Here is a 23,793-nt window from a genome sequence, read left to right as displayed (position 1 = left end):
CTCATGCGCGGTCGAGCGGGTCAGGCCCTGGACCGCGCTGCGGGCCGCGCGCACGGCGGGATCGCCGGTGCCCAGCGGGTCCCGCGAGACGGTGATGACCCGGCCGGAGGGCTTGAGCTGCTTGAGCAGCATCCCGGTCTCCAACACGGTGCTGCTCAGGGCTGCTGGGCTGGAGGCGGAGTCGAAGCAGGCGACGACGCCGGCCACCTTCTCCTTGGGCCCGACGTGCCGACGCACGTCTAGGTTCCAGCCGAGCAGCCGGTCCGCGAGCGCCGAGGCGGCCGCGGAGCTGCCCAGCACGACCACGGGGCCCTCGATGAGCGGGCGTCCGGGTCGGTGCCGACGCAGCTTCGCCGGCTGCGGGAGGCCGAGGTTCTTGGTCAGGGCGCGGCCGAAGCCGGTGTTGGCGAATTCGGTGTAGGTGTCTCGAGCCATGGAGCGGTTACCGTCCTTCGATGATCGCGGTGATGCCCTGGCCGCCGGCGGCGCAGACCGAGATGAAACCGAGCTTGCCGGGCTTGCCGTGCAGCGCCTTGGCCAGCGTGGCGACGATGCGTCCGCCGGTGGCGGCGAAGGGGTGCCCGGCGGCCAGTGAGGAGCCGTTGACGTTGAGCCGGCTGCGGTCGATGGTGCCCAGTGCTGAGTCCAGTCCGAGCTTGTTCTTGCAGAACTCCTCGGACTCCCAGGCCTTGATCTGGGCCAGCACCGTGGAGGCGAAGGCCTCGTGGATCTCGAGGTATTCGAAGTCCGAGAAGCTCAGGTTGTTGCGCTTGAGCATCCGGGCGGCGGCATAGGCGGGAGCCATCAGCAGGCCCTCGGCGCCGTCGACGAAGTCCACTGCGCCTTCCTCGTAGTCGATGAAGTTCGCCAGCTTGGGCAGATCGTGCTGATCGGCCCATTCCTCGGAGCCCAGCAGCACTGCGGAGGCGCCGTCGGTCAGCGCGGTGGAGTTCGCCGCGGTCATGGTGGCCTCATTGCCGAGGTCACGCCCGAAGGCCGGGGAGAGCTTGCCCAGCTTCTCCAGGGTGGAGTCGGCGCGCATGTTGTTGTCCCGGCTGACGCCCTTGAACGGGGTGACCAGGTCGTCGAAGAAGCCGCGGTCGTAGGCGGCGGCGAGGTTCTTGTGGCTGGCCAGCGCGAGCTCGTCCTGCTCGGCCCGGGTGATGCCCCAGGCGTGGGCGGTGATCGCCATGTGCTCACCCATGGACATGCCGGTGCGCGGCTCGTTGACTCCGGGGGCCTGCGGGGCCAGGTGGCCTGGGCGGATCTTGGCCAGCGCCTTGAGCCGCTGGCTGACCGTCTTCGCCCGGTTGGCCTCCATCAGGATCCCGCGCAGCTCGTCGGTGACCACGATCGGGGCGTCGGAGATGGAGTCCACTCCCCCGGCGATGGCCGAGTCGATCTGGCCCAGCTTGATCTTGTTCGCCATCGAACCGATGGCCTCCATGCCGGTGGCGCACGCCATCTGCACGTCGAAGGCCGGGGTCTTGGGGTCCAGCGGGGTGCCCAGCACCGACTCGCGGGTGAGGTTGAAGTTCTTGGAGTGCTTCATCACGGCACCGGCGGCGACGGTGCCGATCTGTTCACCCTGGAGCCCGAAGCGGGCCACGAGGCCGTTCAGCGTCGAGGTGAGCATGTCCTGGTTGCCTGCGGTGGCGTAGGCGGTGTGGGCCCGGGCGAAGGGGATGCGGTTTCCGCCGATGATGACGGCGTCGCGGATGTTCTGTGCACTCATGGAACTGACTCCTGGGTCGAGGGGTGCAGGCACCCGACGGCATATCCGCTGGGTCAGCGGGTCCGGCAGGTCTTGCATTTGTTACTGGTCAGTATCATAGACTATTTTGTGTGCAGGATCACTGATCACCCCCGCGCCGAGGAACCGGCGCCGATCATCCCGTGCGCCTGACGCTCAACCCCAGTCTGAGGAGACCTCATGTCACACCACCCGGTCACCGACCCGATCGCTCACCCCATCACCGACCCGATCGAGACCCTCGATTCCGCCGACGCGGTCCGCGTGGACAAGCAGGTGATGGAGGACGTGCTGCTCGGACACTGGGCCGAGACCCGGCGCCAGGCCCGTGAGCTGCTCAAGGACTCCACCTTCCACAAGGTCGAGGGGCTCTCTAAGGAGGACCACCGCGAGCGGGTCTTTCAGCAGATGGTCCAGCTCTCCGAGGACGGCGCCGTGCACCGGGCCTTCCCCAAGGAGTTCGGCGGCGCCGATGCCCATGGCGCGAACATTGCGGCCTTCGAGGAGCTGGTCACCGCTGACCCCTCGCTGCAGATCAAAGCCGGTGTCCAATGGGGGCTCTTCGCCGCCGCGGTGCTGCACCTGGGCTCCGCCGACCACCACCGCCGATTCCTTCCCGCGACCATGGACCTCCGGGCCCCCGGCGCCTTCGCGATGACCGAGTTCGGGCACGGCTCCGATGTGGCCTCCATCGGCACCACCGCGACCTACGATCCGGACACCGAGGAGTTCATCCTCAACACTCCGTTCCCGGCGGCCACCAAGCGCTACCTCGGCAATGCCGCGAATGACGCCAAGGACGCCGTGGTCTTCGCCCAGCTGATCACCAATGGGGTCAACCACGGGGTGCACTGCCTCTACACCAACATCCGAGGCGAGGACGGTCAGCCGCTGGCAGGGATCACCATCACCGACGAGGGCCAGAAGGGCGGCCTCAACGGGGTCGACAACGGCTGCTTCACCTTCGACAACATCCGGGTCCCACGGACCAACCTGCTCAACCGCTACGGCGACGTCGCCGCGGACGGCAGCTACAGCTCCCCGATCGACTCCCCCGGCCGGCGCTTCTTCACGATGCTGGGAACCCTGGTGCAGGGACGGGTCTCACTCACCGGCGCCTCGGTGGCGGCCTCGAAGCTCGCGCTGATCGGCGCGGTCACCTACGGCAACCAGCGCCGCCAGTTCAACGCCTCCTCCACCATCGAGGAAGAGGTGCTGCTGGACTACCAGCTGCACCAGCGCCGACTGTTGCCCCGGTTGGCGACCACCTTCGCGGCGAACTTCGCGCACGAGAACCTCCTGGTCAAGCTCGATGACGTGTTCTCCGGCAAGGACGACTCGGATGAGAACCGGCAGGAGCTGGAGACCCTGGCCGCGGCGATCAAGTCCGTGACCACCTGGCACGCGCTGGACACCCTGCAGGAGGCCCGCGAGGCCTGTGGCGGCGCCGGGTTCATCTCGGAGAACCGGCTGGTCTCGCTGCGCGCGGACCTCGACGTCTACGTCACCTTCGAAGGTGACAACAACGTGCTGCTCCAGCTGGTGGCCAAGCGCCTGCTCAGCGACTACGCCGCGGAGTTCAAGGGCGCCGACTTCGGGGTGCTCTCGCGCTACGTGGCCAACCAGGCCCAAGGCACCGTGATGAACCGCTTCGGGCTGCGCAGGGCCTTCCAGTCCGTCCAGGACACCGGAGATGAACGCCGCAGCGCCAACTGGTTCAAGCAGCCCGACGTGCAGCGGGCGCTGCTCACCGACCGTTCCCGGCAGATGGTCATCGACGTGGCCGGCGAGCTGCGCTCGGCCTCGAAGCTGCCGGCGGCGAAGCAGGCGGAGATCTTCAACGAACACCAGTACGAGATCATCAACGCCGCCAAGGCCCACGCGGACCTGCTGCTCTGGGAGTCCTTCACCGAGGCCCTGGAGAAGGTCAGCGATCCGGGCACCCGGCAGATCATGACCTGGCTGCGCGACCTCTACGCGCTGACCAAGATCGAGGACACGCTGGACTGGTATCTGCTCCACGGCCGGATCTCCGCCCAGCGCGCCCGCACGCTGAGCCCGTACGTGAACCGGCTGCTGGCGCGGCTGCGCCCGCACGCCCAGGACATCGTGGACTCCTTCGGCTACTCCCCCGAGCACGTGCGCATGGAGATCACCTCCGGCTCCGAGCAGCGGCGCCAGGACGAGTCCATGGAGTACTACCGGACGCTGCGCGCCTCCCCCGAGGCGCCGGTGGATGAGAAGCTGATCCACGCACGACGGAAGTGAGCGTGCCTCGGGACGCTTGATGCGCAGCTGATGGGCGGCTGAGCGGCGGTCTGCTTGAATAGCAGGATGACTGCTCAGCTGCCCTTTCCCCGTGCCGACGTCGAGAACCTGACCCGCGAGGAGGCCGCCCGGCGCAGCGCCCTGCTCGAGGTCACGAGCTGCCGGGTCGAGGTGGATCTGCGCGGGGCGCCCGCCCCCGGGGCCGCGACCTACCCGGTGCAGACCAGCATCGACTTCTCCAGCGTCGAGGTCGGGGCCAGCACCTTCCTGGACCACCTGGGCGCCTCGGTGGAGTCGCTGGTGCTCAACGGTGAGACGCTGGATCTGAGCACCCATGTGGGGCCGGCGCGGATCCTGCTGCCCCGGCTGCAGGGCGAGAACACCGTGGAGATCCGGTCCACCTCGCGCTACTCCCGCTCCGGGGAAGGGCTGCACCGCTTCGTGGACCCGGTGGATGAGCAGGTCTACCTCTACACCCAGTACGAGCCGGCCGATTCACGCCGGGTGTTCCCGGTCTTCGAACAGCCGGACCTCAAGACCCGGTTCAGCTTCTCGATCATCGGTCCGCAGCACTGGCAGCTGCGCTCCAACAGCCCTGCCATCACACGGATGCCGCTGGAGGGCGCGGAGGCCGAGCGCGCCGCCGGGGCACGCAGCGCCGCAGCACAGGACGGCGTCGCTGTCGGCCCGCTGGTCCGGGTGGAGTTCGCCGAGACCCCGCGGATGTCCTCCTACATCACCGCGCTGCTGGCGGGTCCGTATCACCACGTCGAGGGCCACTACCGCGGCGGGGTGCCCGAGGGCGAGCAGGTGGAGATCCCGCTGAGCGTGCTCTGCCGGGCCTCCCTGGCGGAGCACTTCGACGCCGATGCGCTGCTGGAGCTGACCCGGCGCGGCCTGGACTTCTTCCACGCCGAGTTCGCCTACCCCTACCCCTGGGGCAAGTACGACCAGGTCTTCGTCCCGGAGTACAACCTCGGCGCGATGGAGAACCCGGGACTGGTGACCTTCACCGAGAAGTACGTCTTCGACACCGCCGCCACCGACGCCCAGTACGAGACCCGGGCGAACACCTTGATGCATGAGATGGCGCATATGTGGTTCGGCGACCTGGTGACCATGCACTGGTGGGACGACCTGTGGCTGAAGGAGTCCTTCGCGGACTACATGGGGTCCCTGGCCGTGGACGAGGCCACCGACTGGAGCACCTCCTGGATCTCCTTCGCCAACGGGCGCAAGGCCTGGGCGTATGTGCAGGACCAGCTGCCCACCACCCACCCGATCGTCGCGGACATCGGCGACCTCGAGGCCGCGGACCAGAACTTCGACGGGATCACCTACGCCAAGGGCGCCTCGGTGCTCAAGCAGCTCGCCGCCTACGCCGGTCGCGAGGCCTTCCGCGAGGCCGCCCGGCGCTACTTCGCCCGGCACGCCTTCGGCAACGCCTCGCTGGGGGACTTCCTCGCGGTGCTCGAGGAGGTCACCGGAGCCAACATGGACGACTGGGCGCGAGCCTGGCTGCAGACCGCTGGGGTCCCGGTGCTCTCCGCGGAGCTCGGCTCAGGGCTCGAGCCCGGGCTCAAGCCGGGAGAGGTGCTGGTCCGCGAGCAGGGCGTCGACCCGGCCACCGGAGAGTCGGTGTCCCGGCCGCATAAGATCCACGTCGGGGTCCACGTGCTGGATCCCGAGCGCCAGACGCTGGTGCTGCATGCCGCTCAGGAGGTCTTCCTGGATCCCGCCGCTCCGGAGGGGCTGACCCCGGTGCCGGAGCTCAGCGTCCCGGAGGACCTGCCGCGGCTGCTGCTGCCCAACGAGGATGATCTGACCTACGCCAAGCTCAGCCTGGACGCGGAGTCGCTCGCCGCCGTACTGAGCTACCCGGTGGCCGATCCGCTGGCGCGCGCCACCGTGTGGGCCGCGCTGTGGTCGATGGTGCGCGACGGCGAGCTGCCCGCTCGCCGCTTCCTGGCCGCCGTGCAACAGCTGGGCCTGGACATCGAGGAGATCGTCGTGGTCCAAGGGCTGCTGCGCCAGTCGCTGGCCGCGCTGGAGCGCTACACCCCGGCAGCGGAGCGGGGCGCGCTGCAGCGTGACCTCGCCGCCCGGCTCGCCGCGGAGCTGACCCGGCGCAGCGGCGGGGACCACCAGCGCGCGACCGCCCGCGCCCTGGCCACGCTCTCCCGCCGCGAGGGCTCGCAGCTGGAGCTGCTCGAGGCGCTGCTCGACGGCGGCGCGGCAGACCACGGGATCTCCGGGCTCCGGATCGATGAGGAACTTCGCTGGGCGTTCCTGCAGGCCCTGGCCGCGCACGGCCGGGTCAGCGTGGACCAGCTGGACGCCGAGCTCACCGCGAAGACCACCGCCCCGGGCCCGGATCGCGCACCGGCTCGCCGCCGCCGCGCGGCCTGACCGTCGGGTCAAGGAGCGGGCCTTCGGGCAGGCGCTGGCCGGGACGGACGACGCCGGCCAGGAGCTCTCCCAACGACCACCTCACCGCGACCGTGGAGGGCTTCACCGTGGCCGGTGACCCGGAGACTGCTGCGGTGATCGAGCGCCAGAGCGAGGCATACTTCGAGGCGCTCACCGAGGTATGGGAACGGATGAGCCAGGGACAGGCCACCCGAGTGGTCTCCGGGCTCTACCCCGGGGCCCAGGATCTCGAGGTCGGAGCAGAACCGACCGAGCACCCGGTGGCGCTGCGCACCCAGGCCTGGCTCGAGGCGAACGCCGAGGCCCCCGCGGCGCTGCGCCGGCTGCTCATCGAGGAACAGGATCAGCTGCTGCGCGGACTCCGCGCCCAGGCGGCGGCCCAGGCCTGAGCGGGGCCTCCCGCCAGGGGCTGGGTGGGCGAGCCGGCCGGGCCTCCCGCGACGGGTTTGTCGCACCTCTATGCCATGTCCCATCGCTATTTCCGTCCATAGCCGTGGGACATGGCATGGGCATGCGACAGATCGCTCGAGAGGGTACGAGAGGGGCCCAGGGCTGCGATCAGACTCCTTCTGCAGAAGACTCCCCGTGAATTCTTCTCCGATTCAGCAGAACCCTGTCTTTTGTGTCCAGATGAACATATATTGTCAGCACCTGAAATCAGAGGAGTCGGCATGAATCTGAACACGATAGAGCAGACCGAGAATGACCTGCGGATGCGAGTCCGTTCACGTCTGAACAGCCGGAACGCCGCGAAGGTGCTCAGATCGATCGAAGCGGCGAAGGGTCCGCTCCCGAAGCATCTCAGGGCTCAGGCCGATGCCTACGCCGTGGAGGTGCTCGGCTCCAAGAGCTATGCCCCCTGGCTCTACGTCTATGGCACGATCGCCGGTGAGTTCCGCGAGGGATGGATCCCCGACAACTACTACATGTCGGTGGTGCTTCCAGCCATCGAAGGTCGGTATGCCGAGCTCTCGGACATGCGCTCGATGACATCGCGCATCTTCGGGCACGAGAAGGAGATTCCCGACTGCGGATACGTGGCCAAGGGTCGGCTGTTCAATTCATCCCTCGAACGGGTCTCCTCGTTGGAAGAGTTCACCGACCTCATCTTTGCCGGCGGAGACAAGATCGCCTTCAAGGCTGACGCGAGTGATCGCGGCCGGGGCGTGCATCTCCTGGATCGAGACGGGTTCACGCGGGCCGCGGCGAGTCTTCCCGACGGCGTGATTCAGCCCTTCATCGACCAGCACGAGACCTTCGCCCAGGTCGCGTCCCGCTCGGTCGGGACGCTGCGGATGACGAGCGTAGTCGAACCTGACGGGACGATCACCGTCAGGGACGCCTACCTGCGCTTCGGCCGGGATACCGAAGACCACGTGATCTCAGATTCCAACATCCGGGTTCTTCTCGATACTGCTACCGGCGTATTCAGCCCGGTCGGATACTCGGTGGACTGGCTCGAGATCGACCGGCATCCCGACTCTGGCTTCGTCTTCGCCGGCAACCAGGTGCCGAACTACGCCGCATGTCTCGAGGCGGTCGAACGGCTGCACCGGCGAATCCCGGTGGTCCCGTCCATCGGCTGGGATCTGACCGTTGCTCGCGACGGTTCGGTTCAAGTGCTGGAGTGGAACAGCGGACATAACGACATCAAGTTCTCCGAGGCGACCTCCGGGCCGTGTTTCACGGGACTGGGGTGGGAGCTTCTCGGCCGGAACCGGGAAGCGATCCGGGCCACCGTGTGATCGAGGGGCCCGGCCCGGCCTGGTTGTACTCAGCCAGGACCTAGTCGAGCAGGAGCTCGTCGATCTCGGTCTCGCGGGCGGCTTCGCGCTTGGACCGGCGTCGATCGTTGAGCATGCACAGCAGGATCGCGATCCCGAAGAGCACGGTCAGCGGCAGGGCGATGAAGAACATGCTCACCGCGTCGCCTCCGGGGGCGGCCAGCGCGGAGACCACGGCGATGAGCATCACCACTCCGCGCCAGGCCTTGAGCACCTGCTTGCCGGTGACCAGGCCCATCATGTTGATCCCGACCAGCACCACCGGGATCACCATGGCCAGGCCGAAGGCCAGGAACAGGTGCAGCACGAAGGTGAAGTACACATCAGGGTTGATCAGGTTCGAGGTGCCCTCGGGGTTCAGCGCGAAGAAGAAGTTGATGGCCTGGGGCAGCACGCTGTAGGCCCCGACGATTCCGCCGAGGAACAGCGGCACGGAGGCGGCGATGAAGCCGATGGCGTAGCGCTTCTCGGTCTTCTTCAGACCCGGCATGATGAACGCCCAGATCTGGTAGAGCCAGACGGGTGAGGAGATCACGACGCCGACGAAGAGCGAGAGTCGGATCATCAGATCCAGCGGGCCGCCCACGGTGTTGAACGCGATCTCGGCGAGCCGGCCCTCCACCTCGTAGCCCACGATCGGCTCGGCGAGCAGCCGGAACAGCCAGTCATAGAGGAAGAAGCCGGCGATCGCACCCAGCAGGATTCCGATGGCCGCCTTGATCAGGCGATTGCGCAGCTCTCGGAGATGCTCCTTCAGCGCCATCGTGCGCTCGGGGTCGCGCCGCCGCTTCTTCGAGGTGGCCATGCTGCTTAGCGGTGGTCTCCCCGCTGCTCCCGCTCGGTGCGGCGGGCCTGCTCGGCGGTGGAGTCATTCGGGTTGAGCACACGGCCCTCCACGGGAGCACGCTCATCCCGGCGGGGGTCGTCGCTGGGCTCGGCCGCGACGTCAGGGGCATCAGAGTCAGAGGAGTTCCGCTTGGACTCCTCGCTCATGGTGCGCACCTCGGACCGGAAGATGCGCATCGACTGGCCTACGGACTTGGCCAGCTTGGGCAGCTTCGGGGCTCCGAAGAGCAGGATGATGAGCAGCGCGATGATCGCGATCTGCCAGCCGGTGATATTCATGGCGTGGATCCTTTCCTCGTCGCCAATGCTACGCCACTCGCCCCGGCAGAGCCGACAGTTCCTCGCGGGCCCGAGCGGTGACCTGCTCCCGGATCTCGGCAGGGGTCAGGACGGCGAGATCCCCGCCGAGCTGGAGGCACAGCCTGATCAGCGCCTCCCGGCTCTGGAACCAGGTGCTGATGAATCGGGCTCCGTCGGGCTGGATGCGCTGGCGCCGGGGCGCATAGCGATCGGCCAGCGCGGCGGCGGCCGGGGAGAATCGCAGGACGACGTCGAAGGCCCCGCTGTCCCGGGGTGGGCGCGGCGGCTCGGCGGGTGCCTGCGCGAGCCGCCGTGCGGTCTCGCTGATCGGCTCCTCGGGCAGCGGGCGCTGCTCCCGGATCCGGGAGCTGAGGAAGTTCCGCGGCCCCTGCGCCACCCGGCACCAGCCCTGGAGATAGGTGCGGGGACCGTCGAGGTAGATGTGGGTCGGCTCGACCACCCGCTCGGTGATGGTCCCGGAGGCGTCCTCGTAGCGCAGCTGGACGCAGTAGCCGCCGGTCACCGCCTCCCGCAGTTCGGCCATGGCTGGGCTGTGCGTCTGGGCTCCGGCGGCGACCTTCGTCGCGGCCTCCTGCAGCCCCTCGGGCAGCACGGTGGTGATCTTGGAGCGCAGCGACTCGGCGGCGGAGAGCCAGCCTTCGGCGGACTCGGGACCGGATTCGGCCGACTCGTGACCGAATTCAGCCGAACCGAGACCAGGTTCGGCGTTGCCAGGAGCGGATTCGGCCGTACCGAGACCGGACTCAGCCGTGCCGTGACCGGACTCAGCCGCGTCAGGACCGGATTCGGCCGCGCTGATCATGGTGTTCAGCGCGATCAGCAGCGAGAGCGCGCCGGGCTTGGTCAGCGTGAGCGGGCGGGCCAGGACGTCTCCGGTGCGCTCCGAGGGCATCGCCAGGGTGATCGGCGCATCGGTGACCAGGTAGTCCTGGGTGAAGCTCTCCAGATTCAGCGGCGGCGCGGGGTGGATGTCGATGAACTCCCCGTACTGCCCGGGACCGAAGCTGCCCGACTGCTGGATCGAGAGCAGGTCCTTGAGCAGCTGCTTCGGCGTGATCTGATGCCGGGCGAGCAGCTCAGACGGGCGGACCCCGTCGGCGCTGAGCAGATAGCCGGCCATGGCCAGCACCCGCTCCACCTTGCGGTGCGCGGGATCGGCCCGGCGCGGGGACCCGGCGGGAGCGAGTCGGGGTGGTTTCGGGGCGGGGCCCTGGTGGGCCTCCAGGACACCGTGCAGCAGCCTTCTCGGGTCCTCTTCGGCGGCGAGTCCGTCCAGCGCGGAGCCGGCGTCCGCCGCGTTGCTGACCGCCGCCTCGATGGCGGCGCGGTCCGCCTCGGTCAACGCCGGTGCCGGATGCAGCGCGGTGATGGCGCCGTGCACGCGGTCCAGCCGGAAGGTCCTGCGGGCACCTCGATCAAGATCGTGACCGATCAGATACCAGTGGCCCCGGGCGGCGAAGTCCAGCAGCACCACGCGGCGGGCCGCCGGCTGCTGGGCTCCCCTGCCGGTGTAGTCGAAGCTGATCGGCTGCCGCGCCGGCAGCGCGGCGAGCTCGGTGAGCCGTTCGAACTCCTCGTCGCTGCCCAGGTTGAAGCTCAGCGCCCCGAGGCCGGCCGGCTGAGCCGCTGGCTGAGCCGCAGACTGTGACGCCGGCTGTGACGCCGGCTGTGACGCCGGCTGTGACGCACGCAAGGACGACGCTGCGGGCTCGGCCGGTCCGGCCAGCGCCCAGCTGGCCTGGTCCAGCCAGGACCGGGTGCGGCTGCCGGCCCAGAGCTGGGTGGCGCGGGAGAGCACCAGCGTCTCGGTCTCGCTCAGCGACAGCGGGGGCAGCCCGTAGTCGGCCGGGTCGATCCGGTAGCGATAGTCCTCGCGGTCGGCGGCGGGCTCCTCGATGGCGATGCCGCAGCTGCGCAGGTGGTCCTTGTCGCGGCTGAAGAGCCGCTCCCAGGCGTCCTGGGACTGCTCCTGGGACTGGCTCCGGTAGTGCTCCACCCGCTCCCGGATCTCAGCCTTGGTGAGCCCACCGGTTCCGGCGTCGAGGATGCTCGCGGCCAGGGAGAAGGCGCGCGCCACGCCGTAGTCGGCGAAGACGTCCTGCTCCTCCTCCGCGAGCTGATCCGTCCCGCCGTCGTCGATCGTCTCAGTCACCGTGGCGGATCAGGAAGCCTTGCGGACGCTGACCAGGTCCACCACGAAGATCAGGGTCTCGTTGGCACCGATGGCGGCGCCGGCGCCCTGCTCCCCGTAGGCCAGGTGCGGCGGGATCTCGAAGCGGCGACGGGCGCCCTCCTTCATCCCGATCAGGCCCTGGTCCCAGCCCTGGATGACCTGGCCGATGCCGGCGGTGAAATCGAGGGTCTCGCCGCGGTTCCAGGAGGCGTCGAACTCCTCGCCGGTGGACCAGGAGACGCCCACGTAGTGGCAGGAGATCGCATCGCCGGGCTCTACGGCGTGTCCGCCGCCGGCGATGAGCTCCTCGATGACCAGTTCCTCAGGCGGGGTGTCGCCGGGGAAGTCGATCTCGGGGCGGGTGCGGTCATAGCTGCGCTGGCCGAAGGACATCAGTCGGTCTCCTCATCAGTTGCTTCGTCGCTGTTTGCTTCGTCACTGCTTGTATCGTCGCTGCCGGAATCCTCGCCCTCGGCGCCGTCTTCAGCGCCGCCCTGCTCGGCTTCCATCTGCTCGATCATCTCCTGGATGTCTTCCTCGGAGAGCTCAGGCTGACCCGACTCGGGGGCAGGCGCCGCGGCCTCGGGCGCCTCGGCGGAGGCGATCAGGTCGACCACGAAGATCAGGGTCTCGCCGGCGAGCTCGTGCTGGGTGCCCTCCTCGGCGTCCTCGTCGCTCTCGCCGTAGCCGGACTCCGGCGGGATGACCAGCAGCACGCGGGAGCCGACCTGCTCACCCTCGAGGCCCTCGGCCCAGCCAGGCACCAGGCTGCTCAGTGGGAAGCCTGCCGGACCGGCGTCGGGCTCCTCGTCGTCCTGGGGCCAGTTGGAGTCGAAGAGCTCGCCGTCGGACCACTTCCAGCCGGAGTAGCGCACGACGACCTGGTCCTCGGCGGCCACCTCCTCGCCGTCGCCCTGGATGAGCACCTCAGTGCTGACCTCCTCGGGCTCCTCGCCGTCGTTGCCGCCGAGCAGCTCCGGGAGCACGCCCTGTTCGTTCTCGATCTCGGGCAGCTCGCCGTCCTGCTCCTGGACCCCTCCCTCGGCGAAGGCCGGGGACTGGTCCTCCACGCGCAGCACCAGCAGCGTCGCGGAGGCGCCGGTCTCAGCGTTGGCGGGTTCGAAGAGCGCAATCTCGGAGCCGATGGTCAGGTCAGTGTCGGTGAGCGAGTCATAGATGAACTCGCTCTGCTCCTGCATCTGGGGCAGGTAGATCATCGAGGGGTTGTCCGCGCTGAAGCTCTCCTCCTGGATCTCCCCGGACTCGGGGTCCGCCACGGCGTGGGAGACCTCGAGGATCTGTCCCTCGTCGATGTCTTCGCCGTCGCCGCGGTCCAGCACCCGGGAGGCCTCTTCCTCGAGCTCCAGCGGGCTGCGCAGGATGACCTCCGGGGTACCTTCATCGGTGAAATGCAGGTCCACGCCGGAGAGCGCGTCGGTGTCTCCCAGACCGTCGTCGGAGCATGCGCTGAGCAGCAGGACTGCCGGGATGGACAATGCCACGCAGGTGCGGCGGAACGGAGAATGCACGGTGTTTCCTTCAACTTGAATGGCGACCTGACAAGGCCTGGGCCTGCTCAGCACTGTACAGGCCGGATACCTGGTTCGTCAGATCAGCGGAGGCTCGGCAAGCTCCCTGGGATGCTCCAGCTTGTAGCGCTCGCTGAGCGCCAGCGGGAGCTCCTGGGCGCGGCGCTCGTCAAGGGTCTGCTCACGCAGCGAGGCGACCCGCTCACCCAGCCGGTCCAGCAGGGTGTCCACCCGCGGGTCCTCCGCGCTGAGCGGATCTTTGAGCATCAGGGCGTCCAGCGGCCGGTCCACCAGCTTGTGGTGCACCCAGTCCACGGTGTGCTCGGCGCCCACCGCCCGGGCGGTGGAGAGGAAGCGTCCACGCAGCGCGGCACGGGTGGTGGCCGGCGGGTCTACGATGGCGCGCTGGATCCGCTCGGGCTCCAACTGGGTGCTGGCCCGGCCGCGGGCGGCCAGCAGGTTGAACACCCCGCGGGTCGGGTGCACGTCGTGATAGGCCATGTCGAGCTGCTCCAGCTTCGGGTGCCCCATGGGCAGGCCGCCGCGTTCGGCCACATCGGTGAGCAGCCGCTTCTTGATCGCCCAGTCGATGTCGCGTTCGATCGGAGCGTGCTCGCCGCTGGCCACGGCCTGCAGGGTGCGCTCCCAGAGCTCGAAGATCTGATCCACCCGGTCGTGGTGGGCGCCGTTCTCACGGACGAAGCGTCGGGCCCGGTCCAGCAGCCTCGCCTGGACCTCCACCGCGGTCTGCTGGCCCCCGTTGCGGATCTTCACGACGGCCTGCCCGGTGATGTCATGGCTGATGTGCCGGATCGCACCGATCGGGTTCTCCAGCTCGAAGTCCCCCACCGGGACCCCGGACTCGACCATGCGCAGCACCAGGTCGGTGGCGCCGTAGCGCAGCAGGCTGGTGGTCTCGGACATGTTGGAGTCGCCCACGATCACGTGCAGCCGGCGGTGCACCGCGGCGTCGGAGTGGGGCTCGTCGCGGGTGTTGATGATCGGCCGGGAGCGGGTGGTGGCCGAGGAGATGCCCTCCCACATGTGGTCTGCGCGCTGGGAGAACGCGTAGTGCGCGGGGGTCTCGTCGGTGGCCGGGACCAGCCGGCCGGCGCCGACCATGATCTGCCGGGTGACCAGGAAGGGCAGCAGGATGGTGGAGAGCCGACGGAAGTGGGTGGTGCGCGGGATCAGGTAGTTCTCGTGGCTGCCGTAGGAGTTGCCCTGGGAGTCCACGTTGTTCTTCAGCAGGTAGATGCTGCCGTCGAAGCCGTCCTGGGCCATCGCGGCCTCGGCGCGCTGGGCCAGGTCATGCATGATCAGCTCCCCAGCCCGGTCGGAGGCGATCAGGTCCAGCAGGTCATCACATTCGGCGGTGGCGTATTCCGGGTGGGAGCCGACGTCGAGGTAGAGCCGGGAGGCGTTGGGGATGAAGACGTTGGAGCTTCTCCCCCAGCGCAGCACCGGGCGGAACAGGTAGCGGGCCACCTCGTCCGGGGGCAGACCGCGGTGGGTGCCGCCGGTATGGGTGATGCCGAACTCGGTCTCGACCCCGATGACGCGCCGATCCATGGGGCCTACTCCCCGCCCTTCTGCACGAAGCCCTTCACGAACTCCTCGGCGTTGGACTCCAGCACCGAATCGATCTCGTCGAGCAGGCTGTCGAGCTCGCCGGCGCGCTTCTGGGCCTGCGCGTTGGCGCCGGCCGTGGCCGCCGCCTCGGGGGCGCCGTCGTCGTTGCCGCCCTGGGGGCGCTTCTGCGGTTGAGTGGACATGATCTCTCCTTGATCGACCCAGCGGTTCTATTGACCCAGCAGCCGCTGGAGTCCGGTGATGAGGCGCTCCGGGGTGGCCGCGCTGACCAGTGTATTCTCCACCGCCGCACGGGTCCCGGTATAGGGATCGGGCAGCCCCAGGCGCACCACGGGCGCGACGTCGTTCGCGCGCAGCAGGATCTGATCCCAGCTGGCGCCGACGACGACGCCGGGGTATTGGCTGATCAGCCGGCCGCGCAGCCAGGCGCGGGTCTCCTCGGGCGGGTGCTCTGTCGCCCGGTCGAGCTGCGCATCGGTGAAGAGCCGGCGCATCCGGCCGGCGCGGGCGAGCTTGTAGTACAGCCCCTTCTCCGGGCGCAGGTCCGCGTACTGCAGGTCCACCATGCCCAGCAGCGGGGCATCCCAGGACAGCCCGTCGCGGCGGCGGTAGGACTCCAGCAGGGTCAGCTTCGCGATCCAGTCCACCCGGTCCGACGCGGCGTAGAGGTCGGTGCTCAGGTCCCGCAGCAGCTCCTCCCAGGCCTCGAGCACCTCGGCGGTCTCGGTGTCCGGGAGGTTCTCGGTGCCCGGCGGCGGGGTCTTCTCCTGCTCCCAGGCCAGCGCGGCCTGCAGGTAGAGCTGCTGGATCTCCAGGGCGGTGAGGGCTCCGCGGGAGGTCGGCACCGTGGCGGTCAGCGTCGGGTCATGGGAGATCGTCTTCAGCGCCGCCACCGGGTCATCCAGGGTCAGCTCCGGGGCTCGGCCGGATTCGATCAGGTCCAGGACCAGCGCGGTGCTGCCCACCCGCATCCAGGCGGAGTACTCGCTCATGTTCGCGTCGCCGATGATCACGTGGAGCCGGCGGAACCGGTCGTGATCGGCGTGCGGCTCGTCGCGGGTGTTGATCATCGGGCGGCGCACCGTGGTCTCCAGCCCGACCTGTTCTTCGAAGAAGTCCGCACGCTGAGAGATCTGGTATCCGGGGCGTCCGCTGGTCTGCCCGATCCCCACCCGTCCGGCCCCGCAGAGGATCTGCCGGGTCGCGAAGAACGGCAGCAGGCCCGCCACGATCGCGTCGAAGTCCAGGCTGCGCGGCACCAGGTAGTTCTCGTGGGCGCCGTAGGAGACCGACTTGTTGTCGGTGTTGTTCTTATACAGCAGCACCTGTGGGGCGTGCTGCTCCTGGCTGAGCCGGCGGGCGGCGGCGAGCGCGACCCGGTCTCCGGCCACGTCATAGAGCACCGCCCGGCGCGCCCCGATCGCCTCGGGTGCGGAGTATTCGGGGTGGGCGTGGTCCACGTAGAACCGGGCCCCGTTGCCCAGGACCAGGTTCATCAGCAGCTGCGGGGCACCCTCGGCGGCCTGGAAGAAGTCCCCGCGCCAGTGCGGCGACCCGGGGGCGTGGAAGGACCCGGCGACGTCGGCCGGGCTGGGGTCACCGGCGCTGACGTTGCCCAGCGCGTCACGCACCGGTCCCTGGCCGGGTTCCTGCTCGGTCGCGTGGGTGAGACCCTCCTCGTGGCTGGCGTGAGCCAGCGCCTCCCCGGTGTCGGTGAGCTGGGAGGGGTGCGCGGCCGAGCGGGGCAGCACCCAGCCGCGGGCGTCGACCAGCGGGGATTCGGACTGGTAGTCCCATTCGGTGCCGGCCACCGCCCCGCCGGACTCGGTGACGTGGGCGGCGTAGGCGTTGACCAGCTCGATGGAGAGCGCGATATGGCTGGCCCGCGGGTTGGCCGGGGCGTGGATCCCGTATTCGGTCTCCATCCCGATCAGTCGGCGCACGGTCATCCGCGCACCTCGTTGGCTGCGCCCGAGCCGGGCGAGCCGACCGCGGGCGAGCCGACTGCGGGCGAGCCGACTGCGGGGTCCGGGGGGCCGGAGGGTGCCGCGGCCGGGTCAGCCTCGGAGGGGCGTTCGATCCGGACCACCGGGGCGGTGGACGCGCCGACCACCCGAGACCAGGCCTGTGGGTCTGCGGTGTTGACCAGGTCCTCCTGGTCGCGCAGCTCCTCCTCGGCGGCGGCGAAGAGGTGCTCGCGGGTCAGGCCCTTCTGCGCCGGGTCGCTCTCGGAGCGCAGGAAGTCCTTGATCGCGGCCTTCTTCGCCCGGTCCACGATATTGCTGAGCACCGCGCCGGACATGAAGTCCGCCGCCTGGAAGGCGGTCTGGGTGCCATCGGCGTGGATCAGGCGCAGCCTTGCCTGCGGGGTCGCCGGGAACAGCCGGTCCACCAGCGCGTCCACCAGGGCGTCGACGGCGGCGCCGCGGTCCTCGTGGGCGGCGAGCAGCTCGGCGTGCAGCGGGACGGCTCCACCGAGATGGATGCCCAGGATCTCTGCGGCACCCGCGCGTCCGGGGCGCTGGACCCGGATCTTCACATCCAGGCGTCCGGGGCGCAGGATCGCCGGGTCGATCATGTCTTCGCGGTTGGAGGCGCCGATGACGATGACGTTCTCCAGCGATTCCACCCCGTCGATCTCCGCCAGCAGCTGCGGGACGATGGTGGTCTCCACATCTGAGGAGACCCCGGAGCCGCGGGTGCGGAACAGCGCCTCCATCTCGTCGAAGAACACCACCACCGGCTGCCCGGCGGAGGCGCGCTCGCGGGCCCGGGCGAAGATCACCCGGATGTGCCGCTCGGTCTCGCCCACGTACTTGTTCAGCAGCTCGGGGCCCTTGATGTTGAGGAAGAACGCGCCCCGGCTCGCCCCGGCACCCGGGCCGGCGTCTGGGCCGGTACCCGGGCCGGCGTCATCGGCTGCCGCTGAGGCTCGGCGGGTCTCGGCCAGCGAGCTCGCCACGGCCTTGGCGATCATGGTCTTGCCGCAGCCGGGAGGCCCGTAGAGCAGGATCCCCTTCGGCGCGCGCAGCCCGTGCTCCTTGTAGAGGTCGGCGTGCAGGAAGGGCAGCTCCACGGCGTCGCGGATGGCTTCGATCTGCTCGGAGAGCCCGCCGATGTCGGCGTAGGAGACGTCCGGGGACTCCTCGAGCACCACGTCCTCGACCTCGGAGAGCGGCACGATCTCGGTGGCGGTGCCGGTGCGCAGGTCCACCATCACGGCGTCGCCGACCCGGGCGCTGTGCAGCCCGTCGCGCTGGGCGGCGGCGGAGGCGGCGGCGGTGAGCGTGACCACCCGCTCGTCCTCGCCGCGGGAGATGATCACCAGCCGGGCATCCGGCAGCACCTCTTTGACCCGGGCCAGCTCCCCGGTGCGCTCGGCACCGAGGATCGCGACGATGGTGAAGTTCTCGTTGAGCAGCACCTCATCGCCGGCCTGCAGCTGCTCCGGGCTGATCAGCGGGGACAGGCTGACCCGGAGCTTGCGTCCGGCCTGGAGGATGTCGACGCCGGCCACGGTGGTGGCCTGGATCTCACGCCCCTCGGCCTGCGGGTGTTCGGGCCGGTAGCCCAGCACGGTGCCGAAGGTGAACGGCGCCTGGCCGTCGGCCTGCAGCGCGTTGCGCAGCTGGGAGATCTCGTTGCGGGTGGTCTCCAGCAGGTCAGCCATCCGCTGGTTGTTCCGCCCGGCGCTCTGCAGCTGGGCCTCCAGCTGCTTGGCGCGGCTGCGCAGCGTGTCCAGCTGCCGGTGCGCCTGGGCGAGCCGGTTCTGTTCATGGTCGGTCTGCTCACTCACGGGTGAACACCTCCTTGGCCTGGGCGGCGATCTTCTGCGACAGAGCTGAGGCCTTGCGGGCCTTCTTCCCGGAGACGGTGCGGGTCTTCAGGCTGGCCTCGTCCCAGACCGCGTCCGGGTCGTTGGCCGGCCAGGCGGCGCGGTCCTCCTCGCTGACCACCGAGACCTTCTCGCGCTTCTTCAGCTGCAGCGGGGTCTGGTCATCGGCGAGCCGGCGGGCCGAGAGCAGGAAGCCGGTGTGTGCGACCATCCGGTGATCCGGGCGCACCGCGAGGCCATCCAGGTGCCAGGTGCGCAGCATGGTCTCGTGCGCCTCGGGTTCGGTGAAGCCCTCCGAGGCGCGGATCTCCTCGGCCAGCCGGGACAGCTGGGTCACAGAGGCGACGTAGCTGACCCAGACCCCGCCCGGGGCCAGCACGGTCTTCACCGCGTCCAGGCATTCCCAGGGGGCGAGCATGTCCAGCACCACCCGGTCCACGCTGCCGGGCTGCTCCACGGTGAGGACCTCCTCCTGCATATCTCCGAGGTAGACCTCCCAGCCGGGGTGGGCTTCACCGAAGAACGCCTCCACGTTGCCCACGGCGATGTCCCTGAAGTCCTCGCGCCGCTCGAAGGAATGCAGCACGCCCTGATCTCCCACCGCGCGCAGCAGCGAGATCGAGAGCGCCCCGGAGCCGACGCCGGCCTCGACCACGCGGGCGCCGGGGAAGATATCGGCCACCGCGACGATCTGGGCGGAGTCCTTGGGGTAGACCACGGTGGCGCCGCGCGGCATGGAGAGCACGAAGTCGTTGAGCAGCGGGCGCAGCACCTGGTACTCGTGGCCGGCGTCGTTGGCCACCAGGATGCCTTCGCTGGCCCCGATGAGCAGGTCGTGGCGCAGCACCCCCTGGTGGGTGTGCCATTCGCCGCCCGGCTGCAGCGTGACGGTGCTGGGCCGACCCTTGCGGTCGGTGAGCTGCACGCGCTGGCCCGCGCGCAGCGGACCTGTGCGCATATGGGACCCGATGGGACCTGGGGTGCTCGCCGGGGACTCGCCGGAGGTGCTCGTGGTCACTGAATCTCGCTCTCTCAAGGTGCTGCGGCTCCGCCGACCAGGATCCGGTGCAGGCGGACGTTTCATCTGCATTCAGCCTATCCCTGTCAGGCCGTGACTCTCAGCGGGGGCTGATCCTCCGTCGGACCCGACGTAACAGTTGCGCGGAACATTCGCGGGTATCGCTCGCGGGACTGCGCTGTGCTTCAGCGCCTTCGGCTCAGCCGCTTCAGCGCCGTCGGCTCAGCCGGGCGTTGGCCACCCGCACGTTCTCCGAGGCCCCCTGCCAGATGAAGAAGGAGACCATCACCGCCACCACCACGACGACGAGGCTGACCTCCCGCACCCCGCTGACCACCAGGACCGCCAGGCCCGCCAGCAGCGCGAGGACGACGAGGCGCCCGGCCCATCCGGCGGCGCGCATCCCGCGGTCCTGGTCTCCGGTGGCGGCCCAGACCGCGGACTCCACGATCCGCCCGCCGTCCAGCGGCAGCCCGGGGAGCAGGTTGAACACCCCGACGAAGAAGTTCACCAGCACCGTGACCTCGACCAGCAGGGTGGTGACCCCGGTGAGCGCGAGCGCTCCGGAGAGGTAGAGGCCCAGACCGGCGATCACCAGGTTCGCGGCGGGCCCGGCCAGGGAGACCGCGAGGGACTTCGCCGGGGTGGCCCGGTGGGCGTGGAACTCGGTGTGTCCGCCCCAGAGGTTCAGCTCGATCTCGGTGGCGGGCCAGCCGAAGGAGCGTGCCGCCAGGGCGTGGGCCAGCTCATGGGCGAGCACCGAGAACATCAGCAGCACCGCGTAGCCCAGTGCCACCAGGTAGGCCAGGGCGCCCAGCTCCGGGAAGATCCGGAGCACCTGGGGTCCGAAGAGCGCCACGATGGCGGCGCTGACCAGGAACCAGGAGGCGCGGAAGCGCACCGGGATCCCGGCGATCCGCATCAGGGTCATCGCCTTCTTGGGCCGGCCGCCGGGGCGTGAGGTCATCGCGGCAGGCGCCGTTCCAGGTCTGCCGCGATGACGCCTGCCAGCCCGTCGAGGCTCTGCCAGCGCGGGTCCGCCGGGATCGGGGTGTAGTGCGGGACCGCGATGGTGACCAGCCCGGAATCCGCTGCGGCGGTGACTCCCGGGACCGAGTCCTCGATGGCGATGCAACGGTCCAGGCGCAGCGGCTCGCCGCTGCGCTGTTCGTGGTCCCCCGACATCCTGCTGAACGCCTGCTGGTAGGCCTCCGGGTCCGGCTTGCCGCGGCTGACCATGTCGCCGCTGACGATGAACTCCAGCTGCCCCTCCGGCAGTGCGGCGACGATCGCCTCGGCCAGCGGCTTCTCGCTCATGGTGACCAGGGCGCAGCGCACCCCGGCGGCGTTGAGGTCGGCGAGGAGCTCGCGGGCCCCCGGACGCCAGGGCATCTCGGCGACCGCGCGTGCCGCGACCCGAGTGATCAGGTGATCGATGATGTCACGTACCGTCATATCCACTCCGGCCTCGCGCAGCACCGAGGCGCTGTAGCTCAGCGCCTGTCCGACCAGGCCGTGCGCCTGTTCCTGGGACCAGGTGCCGCCGTGCGCCTCGACCAGGGCACGCTCCTCGGAGATCCAATATGGCTCGGTGTCCACCAGGGTGCCGTCCATGTCCCAGAACACGGCCTGGAGCTCCCCGGAGAGCGGTTCCGCGGCGGCGCGAGCCGAGGAGCTGGTGGCGGTGCGAGCTGCGGAGGTCAGGGGCTGGACGGAGGCATAAGACGTCGAAGACATGGGCCCAATCGTACGCTTCCCGCGGGATCGCCAAGAGGGATAGTGTGAGAAGCGTGAGCGACGAAACAGCGTCTCAGGACTCCTCCGACGAGGCCACCGGCGACCCCCGGGAGCCATCCGCGCTCCCCGAGGGCTTCGCCCAACGCTTCGCCGAGCACCTGAGCGCCATCCAGACCGCTGCGGCCACCGGTGAGACCGACGCCCCACGCTCACGGCCCACCGTGATGGTGATGGCCTTCGAGGGCTGGAACGACGCCGGCGCGGCCGCCTCCTCCGCGGTGCGCGCGGTGGGACAGGCCTGCGGCGCCGAACTGATCGGCAAGGTCGAGGACGAGGGCTACTACGACTACCAGTTCTCCCGACCCAAGATCCGCAGCACCGGGGGGCACCGCGAGATCATCTGGCCCTCCACCAAGATCTACCGGGCCAGGCCGCCCCGGGCCGCGGTGGACCTGCTGCTGGTCCACGGCGTGGAGCCGAGCTTCCGCTGGCAGGCCTTCACCGCGGACCTGCTGACCCGCGCCGCAGAGAACGACGTCTCCGGGATCATCCTGGTCGGCGCGCTGCTCGCCGACGTGCCGCACACCCGCCCGATACCGGCCTCGCTCTCCAGTGAGGACGCCGCATTGCAGGAGATCCTGGACATCGACGAGCCCACCTACGAAGGTCCCACCGGGATCGTCGGGGTGCTCGCGCACACGGCCGCGCAGGCCGGGCTGCCCGCCGTCTCGCTCTGGGCGGCGGTCCCGCACTACGTGGGCCAGGCCCCCTCACCGAAGGCGCAGCTGGCGATCATGCGAGAGCTCGAGGACCTGCTGGGCCTGACCCTGGATGAGAGTGAGGTCGTCGAGGACGCCGAGGCCTGGGAGCGCGGAGTCGATGACCTGGCCGAGGAGGACGCCGAGATCGCCGACTATGTGAAGCGGCTCGAAGAGGCCACCGACACCACGAACCTGCCCGAGGCGAGCGGCGAGGCCATCGCCCAGGAGTTTGAGCGTTACCTGCGGCGCCGGAAGCGTCCCGAGAGCTAGCTCCGCAGCAGGACTCAGCCCGCGGCGGTGTTGACCGAGCTCACCGGCACGCCCTGCGCGGGACTCGTCTCCTGCAGCTCGATCCCCAGCAGCGCCTTGACCACCGCGATGACCCGCCCCCGGCTGGTACCTCCGGCGAGCTTCCCGGTGGCCCACATGTCGAGGGTCTCCAGCGCGGCCGGTGCGTTGAGGTTCTGGGAGAGCGCCGAGTGCAGCGCGTACTGCAGGTCCTCGGGCCGGGCATCGGCGGTGCCGAGCTCCCCGTGGCCGTCGGTCTCTGGAGCCGCGGCCAGTGCGGCGTTCCAGCGCTCCCAGCGCTGCGCCGCAGCCTCGAGCAGATCGGGGGTGTAGTTCCATTCCGCTCGGTAGTGGTGGCCCAGCAGCAGCGTCCGGATCACCTGTGGATCCACGCCTTCGGCGCGCATCCTTGAGGAGAGCACCAGATTGCCCTTGGACTTGGACATCTTCTCCCCCTCGAGCCCGACCATCCCGGCGTGCAGGTAGGTCTTGGCCAGCGCCACACCGTCAGCAGCGGTGGCGTGGGCGGCGCTGAACTCGTGGTGCGGGAAGCGCAGGTCCGAGCCGCCGCCCTGGACCATGAAGGGGGCGGGCAGATGCCGGCGGGCGATGACCGAGCATTCGATGTGCCAGCCCGGGCGGCCCTGACCGAGGCTGCCGCCGTCCCAGTGCGGCTCCCCGTTGCGGCGCGCACGCCACAGCAGCGGATCCAGCGGGTCGCGCTTGCCGGCGCGCTCGGGGTCTCCGCCGCGCTGCGGGAAGAGCTCTTCCATCTCGGCGCGGTCGTAGTTTCCGATGCTGCCCAGGGTCCACGGCGTGCTGGCCTGGGCCGCCGTCGTGTCGAAGTAGGTGTCGAAGGCTTCGGGGTCACCGGGGGTGACGCCGTCGGCGAGCTCCTCCAGAGGCACCGGCACCGGGTAGCCCATGCCCAGCTCGACCAGCTGGGCCACATCCTTGGCGACCACCGGGATGGTCTCCACCGCGCCCAGATAGGTGTCGGGAGCGATCACGCCCAGGGCGGCCATGTCCTCGCGGAAGAGCTGGGTCTGGTCCTGGGCGAGCTCGAACCAGTCCACACCGGTGGCGCTGGCCCGTTCCAGCAGCGGATCGTCGATGTCGGTGACGTTCTGCACATAGTTCACCCGCAGCCCGGCGGCGCGCCAGTAGCGCACCAGCAGGTCGAACTGCACGTAGGTGTTGGCGTGGCCCAGATGGGTCGCGTCGTAGGGGGTGATGCCGCAGACGTAGAGGGACCCCACGCCGTCGGTGGACTCCACCGGGACCAGAGCGTCCGCCGAGGTGTCGTGCAGCTGCAGGGTTTCCGGCAGCGCAGGCAGGGTGGGCACGTCGGGGGAGGTCCACGATTTCACGCAGAGGTCCTTTCACCAGTGGGGCAGCCCGGCAGGTGGTCTCCGGCGTCGAGCTGCCGCAGATCTCGCCGCCGGAGGAGAGTCGTT

At 69.5% G+C, this 23,793-nt stretch carries 19 protein-coding genes and 1 pseudogene; 5 read left to right on the top strand and 15 right to left on the bottom strand.

Features of this window, described 5'->3' with window-relative positions; translation table 11 throughout:
• Positions 1 to 435 (bottom strand): annotated as a pseudogene (locus tag BG28_RS06890) (3-oxoacyl-ACP reductase); the annotation flags it as partial.
• Between the two features lie 7 nt (positions 436 to 442).
• Positions 443 to 1,735: an acetyl-CoA C-acetyltransferase gene (locus BG28_RS06885; RefSeq protein ID WP_051501123.1), complete on the bottom strand. Its 1,293-nt coding sequence runs from the start codon at positions 1,733 to 1,735 to the stop codon at positions 443 to 445.
• Positions 1,736 to 1,933: 198 nt separating this feature from the next.
• On the opposite strand from BG28_RS06885, the gene BG28_RS06880 reads away from it, so the two are divergent.
• The 4 genes from BG28_RS06880 (at position 1,934) to BG28_RS06865 (ending at position 8,196) form a co-directional block, all read left to right on the top strand.
• The gene (locus BG28_RS06880) at positions 1,934 to 4,021 is read left to right on the top strand and encodes an acyl-CoA dehydrogenase (protein ID WP_051501122.1); all 2,088 of its coding nucleotides are present in this window, start codon (positions 1,934 to 1,936) and stop codon (positions 4,019 to 4,021) included.
• 66 nt (positions 4,022 to 4,087) lie between these two features.
• Positions 4,088 to 6,430, top strand: a complete 2,343-nt coding sequence (pepN, locus tag BG28_RS06875; protein ID WP_235181012.1) for an aminopeptidase N — start codon at positions 4,088 to 4,090, stop codon at positions 6,428 to 6,430.
• Positions 6,431 to 6,537: 107 nt separating this feature from the next.
• Entirely contained in the window at positions 6,538 to 6,840 is a 303-nt protein-coding gene (locus tag BG28_RS16210) for a hypothetical protein (protein ID WP_235181011.1), read from the top strand.
• 282 nt (positions 6,841 to 7,122) lie between these two features.
• On the top strand, positions 7,123 to 8,196 hold the full coding sequence (locus BG28_RS06865) for a sugar-transfer associated ATP-grasp domain-containing protein (RefSeq protein WP_161634809.1): 1,074 nt from the start codon (positions 7,123 to 7,125) through the stop codon (positions 8,194 to 8,196).
• A 40-nt stretch (positions 8,197 to 8,236) separates the two neighbouring features.
• On the opposite strand, the gene tatC is transcribed toward BG28_RS06865, so the two are convergent.
• From tatC to BG28_RS06805, 12 genes are all read right to left on the bottom strand, one after another.
• A complete protein-coding gene (tatC, locus tag BG28_RS06860; RefSeq protein WP_036475226.1) occupies positions 8,237 to 9,040 on the bottom strand; it encodes a twin-arginine translocase subunit TatC in 804 nt (267 codons plus the stop codon).
• A gap of 5 nt (positions 9,041 to 9,045) precedes the next feature.
• Positions 9,046 to 9,360 (bottom strand): twin-arginine translocase TatA/TatE family subunit, encoded by a 315-nt coding sequence (locus tag BG28_RS06855; RefSeq protein ID WP_036475223.1) that lies wholly within the window; start codon positions 9,358 to 9,360, stop codon positions 9,046 to 9,048.
• Between the two features lie 28 nt (positions 9,361 to 9,388).
• A complete protein-coding gene (locus BG28_RS06850) occupies positions 9,389 to 11,554 on the bottom strand; it encodes a WYL domain-containing protein (protein ID WP_036475220.1) in 2,166 nt (721 codons plus the stop codon).
• 9 nt (positions 11,555 to 11,563) lie between these two features.
• Complete coding sequence (locus BG28_RS06845) at positions 11,564 to 11,968, bottom strand: FKBP-type peptidyl-prolyl cis-trans isomerase (protein ID WP_036475218.1); 405 nt, start codon at positions 11,966 to 11,968, stop codon at positions 11,564 to 11,566.
• A complete protein-coding gene (locus BG28_RS16545) occupies positions 11,968 to 13,104 on the bottom strand; it encodes an FKBP-type peptidyl-prolyl cis-trans isomerase (RefSeq protein ID WP_036475216.1) in 1,137 nt (378 codons plus the stop codon). The genes BG28_RS06845 and BG28_RS16545 overlap by 1 nt, the downstream gene beginning before the upstream one ends.
• Before the next feature lie 78 nt (positions 13,105 to 13,182).
• On the bottom strand, positions 13,183 to 14,676 hold the full coding sequence (gene pafA / locus BG28_RS06835; RefSeq protein ID WP_036475213.1) for a Pup--protein ligase: 1,494 nt from the start codon (positions 14,674 to 14,676) through the stop codon (positions 13,183 to 13,185).
• A 5-nt stretch (positions 14,677 to 14,681) separates the two neighbouring features.
• On the bottom strand, positions 14,682 to 14,879 hold the full coding sequence (locus BG28_RS06830) for a ubiquitin-like protein Pup (RefSeq protein ID WP_036475212.1): 198 nt from the start codon (positions 14,877 to 14,879) through the stop codon (positions 14,682 to 14,684).
• 27 nt (positions 14,880 to 14,906) lie between these two features.
• Entirely contained in the window at positions 14,907 to 16,646 is a 1,740-nt protein-coding gene (gene dop, locus BG28_RS06825; RefSeq protein WP_036475209.1) for a depupylase/deamidase Dop, read from the bottom strand.
• Positions 16,643 to 18,493 carry a proteasome ATPase gene (gene arc / locus BG28_RS06820; RefSeq protein WP_084479532.1) on the bottom strand — a complete coding sequence of 617 codons (1,851 nt, stop codon included), beginning with the start codon at positions 18,491 to 18,493 and terminating at the stop codon, positions 16,643 to 16,645. The genes dop and arc overlap by 4 nt, the downstream gene beginning before the upstream one ends.
• Entirely contained in the window at positions 18,486 to 19,616 is a 1,131-nt protein-coding gene (locus BG28_RS06815; protein WP_051501125.1) for a tRNA (adenine-N1)-methyltransferase, read from the bottom strand. Before BG28_RS06815 ends, arc begins: the two co-directional genes overlap by 8 nt.
• Before the next feature lie 142 nt (positions 19,617 to 19,758).
• Positions 19,759 to 20,517: a site-2 protease family protein gene (locus tag BG28_RS06810; protein WP_051501121.1), complete on the bottom strand. Its 759-nt coding sequence runs from the start codon at positions 20,515 to 20,517 to the stop codon at positions 19,759 to 19,761.
• Entirely contained in the window at positions 20,514 to 21,287 is a 774-nt protein-coding gene (locus BG28_RS06805) for an HAD family phosphatase (protein WP_084479531.1), read from the bottom strand. The genes BG28_RS06810 and BG28_RS06805 overlap by 4 nt, the downstream gene beginning before the upstream one ends.
• A 53-nt stretch (positions 21,288 to 21,340) precedes the next feature.
• Here BG28_RS06805 and BG28_RS06800 point away from each other — a divergent pair, with 53 nt between their 5' ends.
• On the top strand, positions 21,341 to 22,318 hold the full coding sequence (locus BG28_RS06800) for a PAC2 family protein (RefSeq protein WP_051501120.1): 978 nt from the start codon (positions 21,341 to 21,343) through the stop codon (positions 22,316 to 22,318).
• Positions 22,319 to 22,332: 14 nt separating this feature from the next.
• Here BG28_RS06800 and mshC read toward each other — a convergent pair whose 3' ends face one another.
• Complete coding sequence (mshC, locus tag BG28_RS06795) at positions 22,333 to 23,706, bottom strand: cysteine--1-D-myo-inosityl 2-amino-2-deoxy-alpha-D-glucopyranoside ligase (RefSeq protein ID WP_051501119.1); 1,374 nt, start codon at positions 23,704 to 23,706, stop codon at positions 22,333 to 22,335.
• Between the last annotated feature and the right edge of the window lie 87 nt (positions 23,707 to 23,793).

The organism is Nesterenkonia sp. AN1, from assembly GCF_000582475.1.
Taxonomy (GTDB): domain Bacteria; phylum Actinomycetota; class Actinomycetes; order Actinomycetales; family Micrococcaceae; genus Nesterenkonia; species Nesterenkonia aurantiaca.
This window is presented reverse-complemented; position numbering and strand designations above follow the sequence as displayed.

Excerpts from the sequence above, each read along its gene's own strand:
- BG28_RS06830 (WP_036475212.1), bottom strand. The coding sequence starts at position 14,879 with ATGTCCACTCAACCGCAGAAGCGCCCCCAGGGCGGCAACGACGACGGC.
- BG28_RS06810 (WP_051501121.1), bottom strand. The coding sequence starts at position 20,517 with ATGACCTCACGCCCCGGCGGCCGGCCCAAGAAGGCGATGACCCTGATG.
- pafA (WP_036475213.1), bottom strand. The coding sequence starts at position 14,676 with ATGGATCGGCGCGTCATCGGGGTCGAGACCGAGTTCGGCATCACCCAT.
- BG28_RS06855 (WP_036475223.1), bottom strand. The coding sequence starts at position 9,360 with ATGAATATCACCGGCTGGCAGATCGCGATCATCGCGCTGCTCATCATC.
- pepN (WP_235181012.1), top strand. The coding sequence starts at position 4,088 with ATGACTGCTCAGCTGCCCTTTCCCCGTGCCGACGTCGAGAACCTGACC.
- tatC (WP_036475226.1), bottom strand. The coding sequence starts at position 9,040 with ATGGCCACCTCGAAGAAGCGGCGGCGCGACCCCGAGCGCACGATGGCG.
- BG28_RS06815 (WP_051501125.1), bottom strand. The coding sequence starts at position 19,616 with ATGAAACGTCCGCCTGCACCGGATCCTGGTCGGCGGAGCCGCAGCACC.
- BG28_RS06865 (WP_161634809.1), top strand. The coding sequence starts at position 7,123 with ATGAATCTGAACACGATAGAGCAGACCGAGAATGACCTGCGGATGCGA.
- BG28_RS06845 (WP_036475218.1), bottom strand. The coding sequence starts at position 11,968 with ATGTCCTTCGGCCAGCGCAGCTATGACCGCACCCGCCCCGAGATCGAC.
- BG28_RS06885 (WP_051501123.1), bottom strand. The coding sequence starts at position 1,735 with ATGAGTGCACAGAACATCCGCGACGCCGTCATCATCGGCGGAAACCGC.
- BG28_RS06805 (WP_084479531.1), bottom strand. The coding sequence starts at position 21,287 with ATGTCTTCGACGTCTTATGCCTCCGTCCAGCCCCTGACCTCCGCAGCT.
- BG28_RS06880 (WP_051501122.1), top strand. The coding sequence starts at position 1,934 with ATGTCACACCACCCGGTCACCGACCCGATCGCTCACCCCATCACCGAC.
- dop (WP_036475209.1), bottom strand. The coding sequence starts at position 16,646 with ATGACCGTGCGCCGACTGATCGGGATGGAGACCGAATACGGGATCCAC.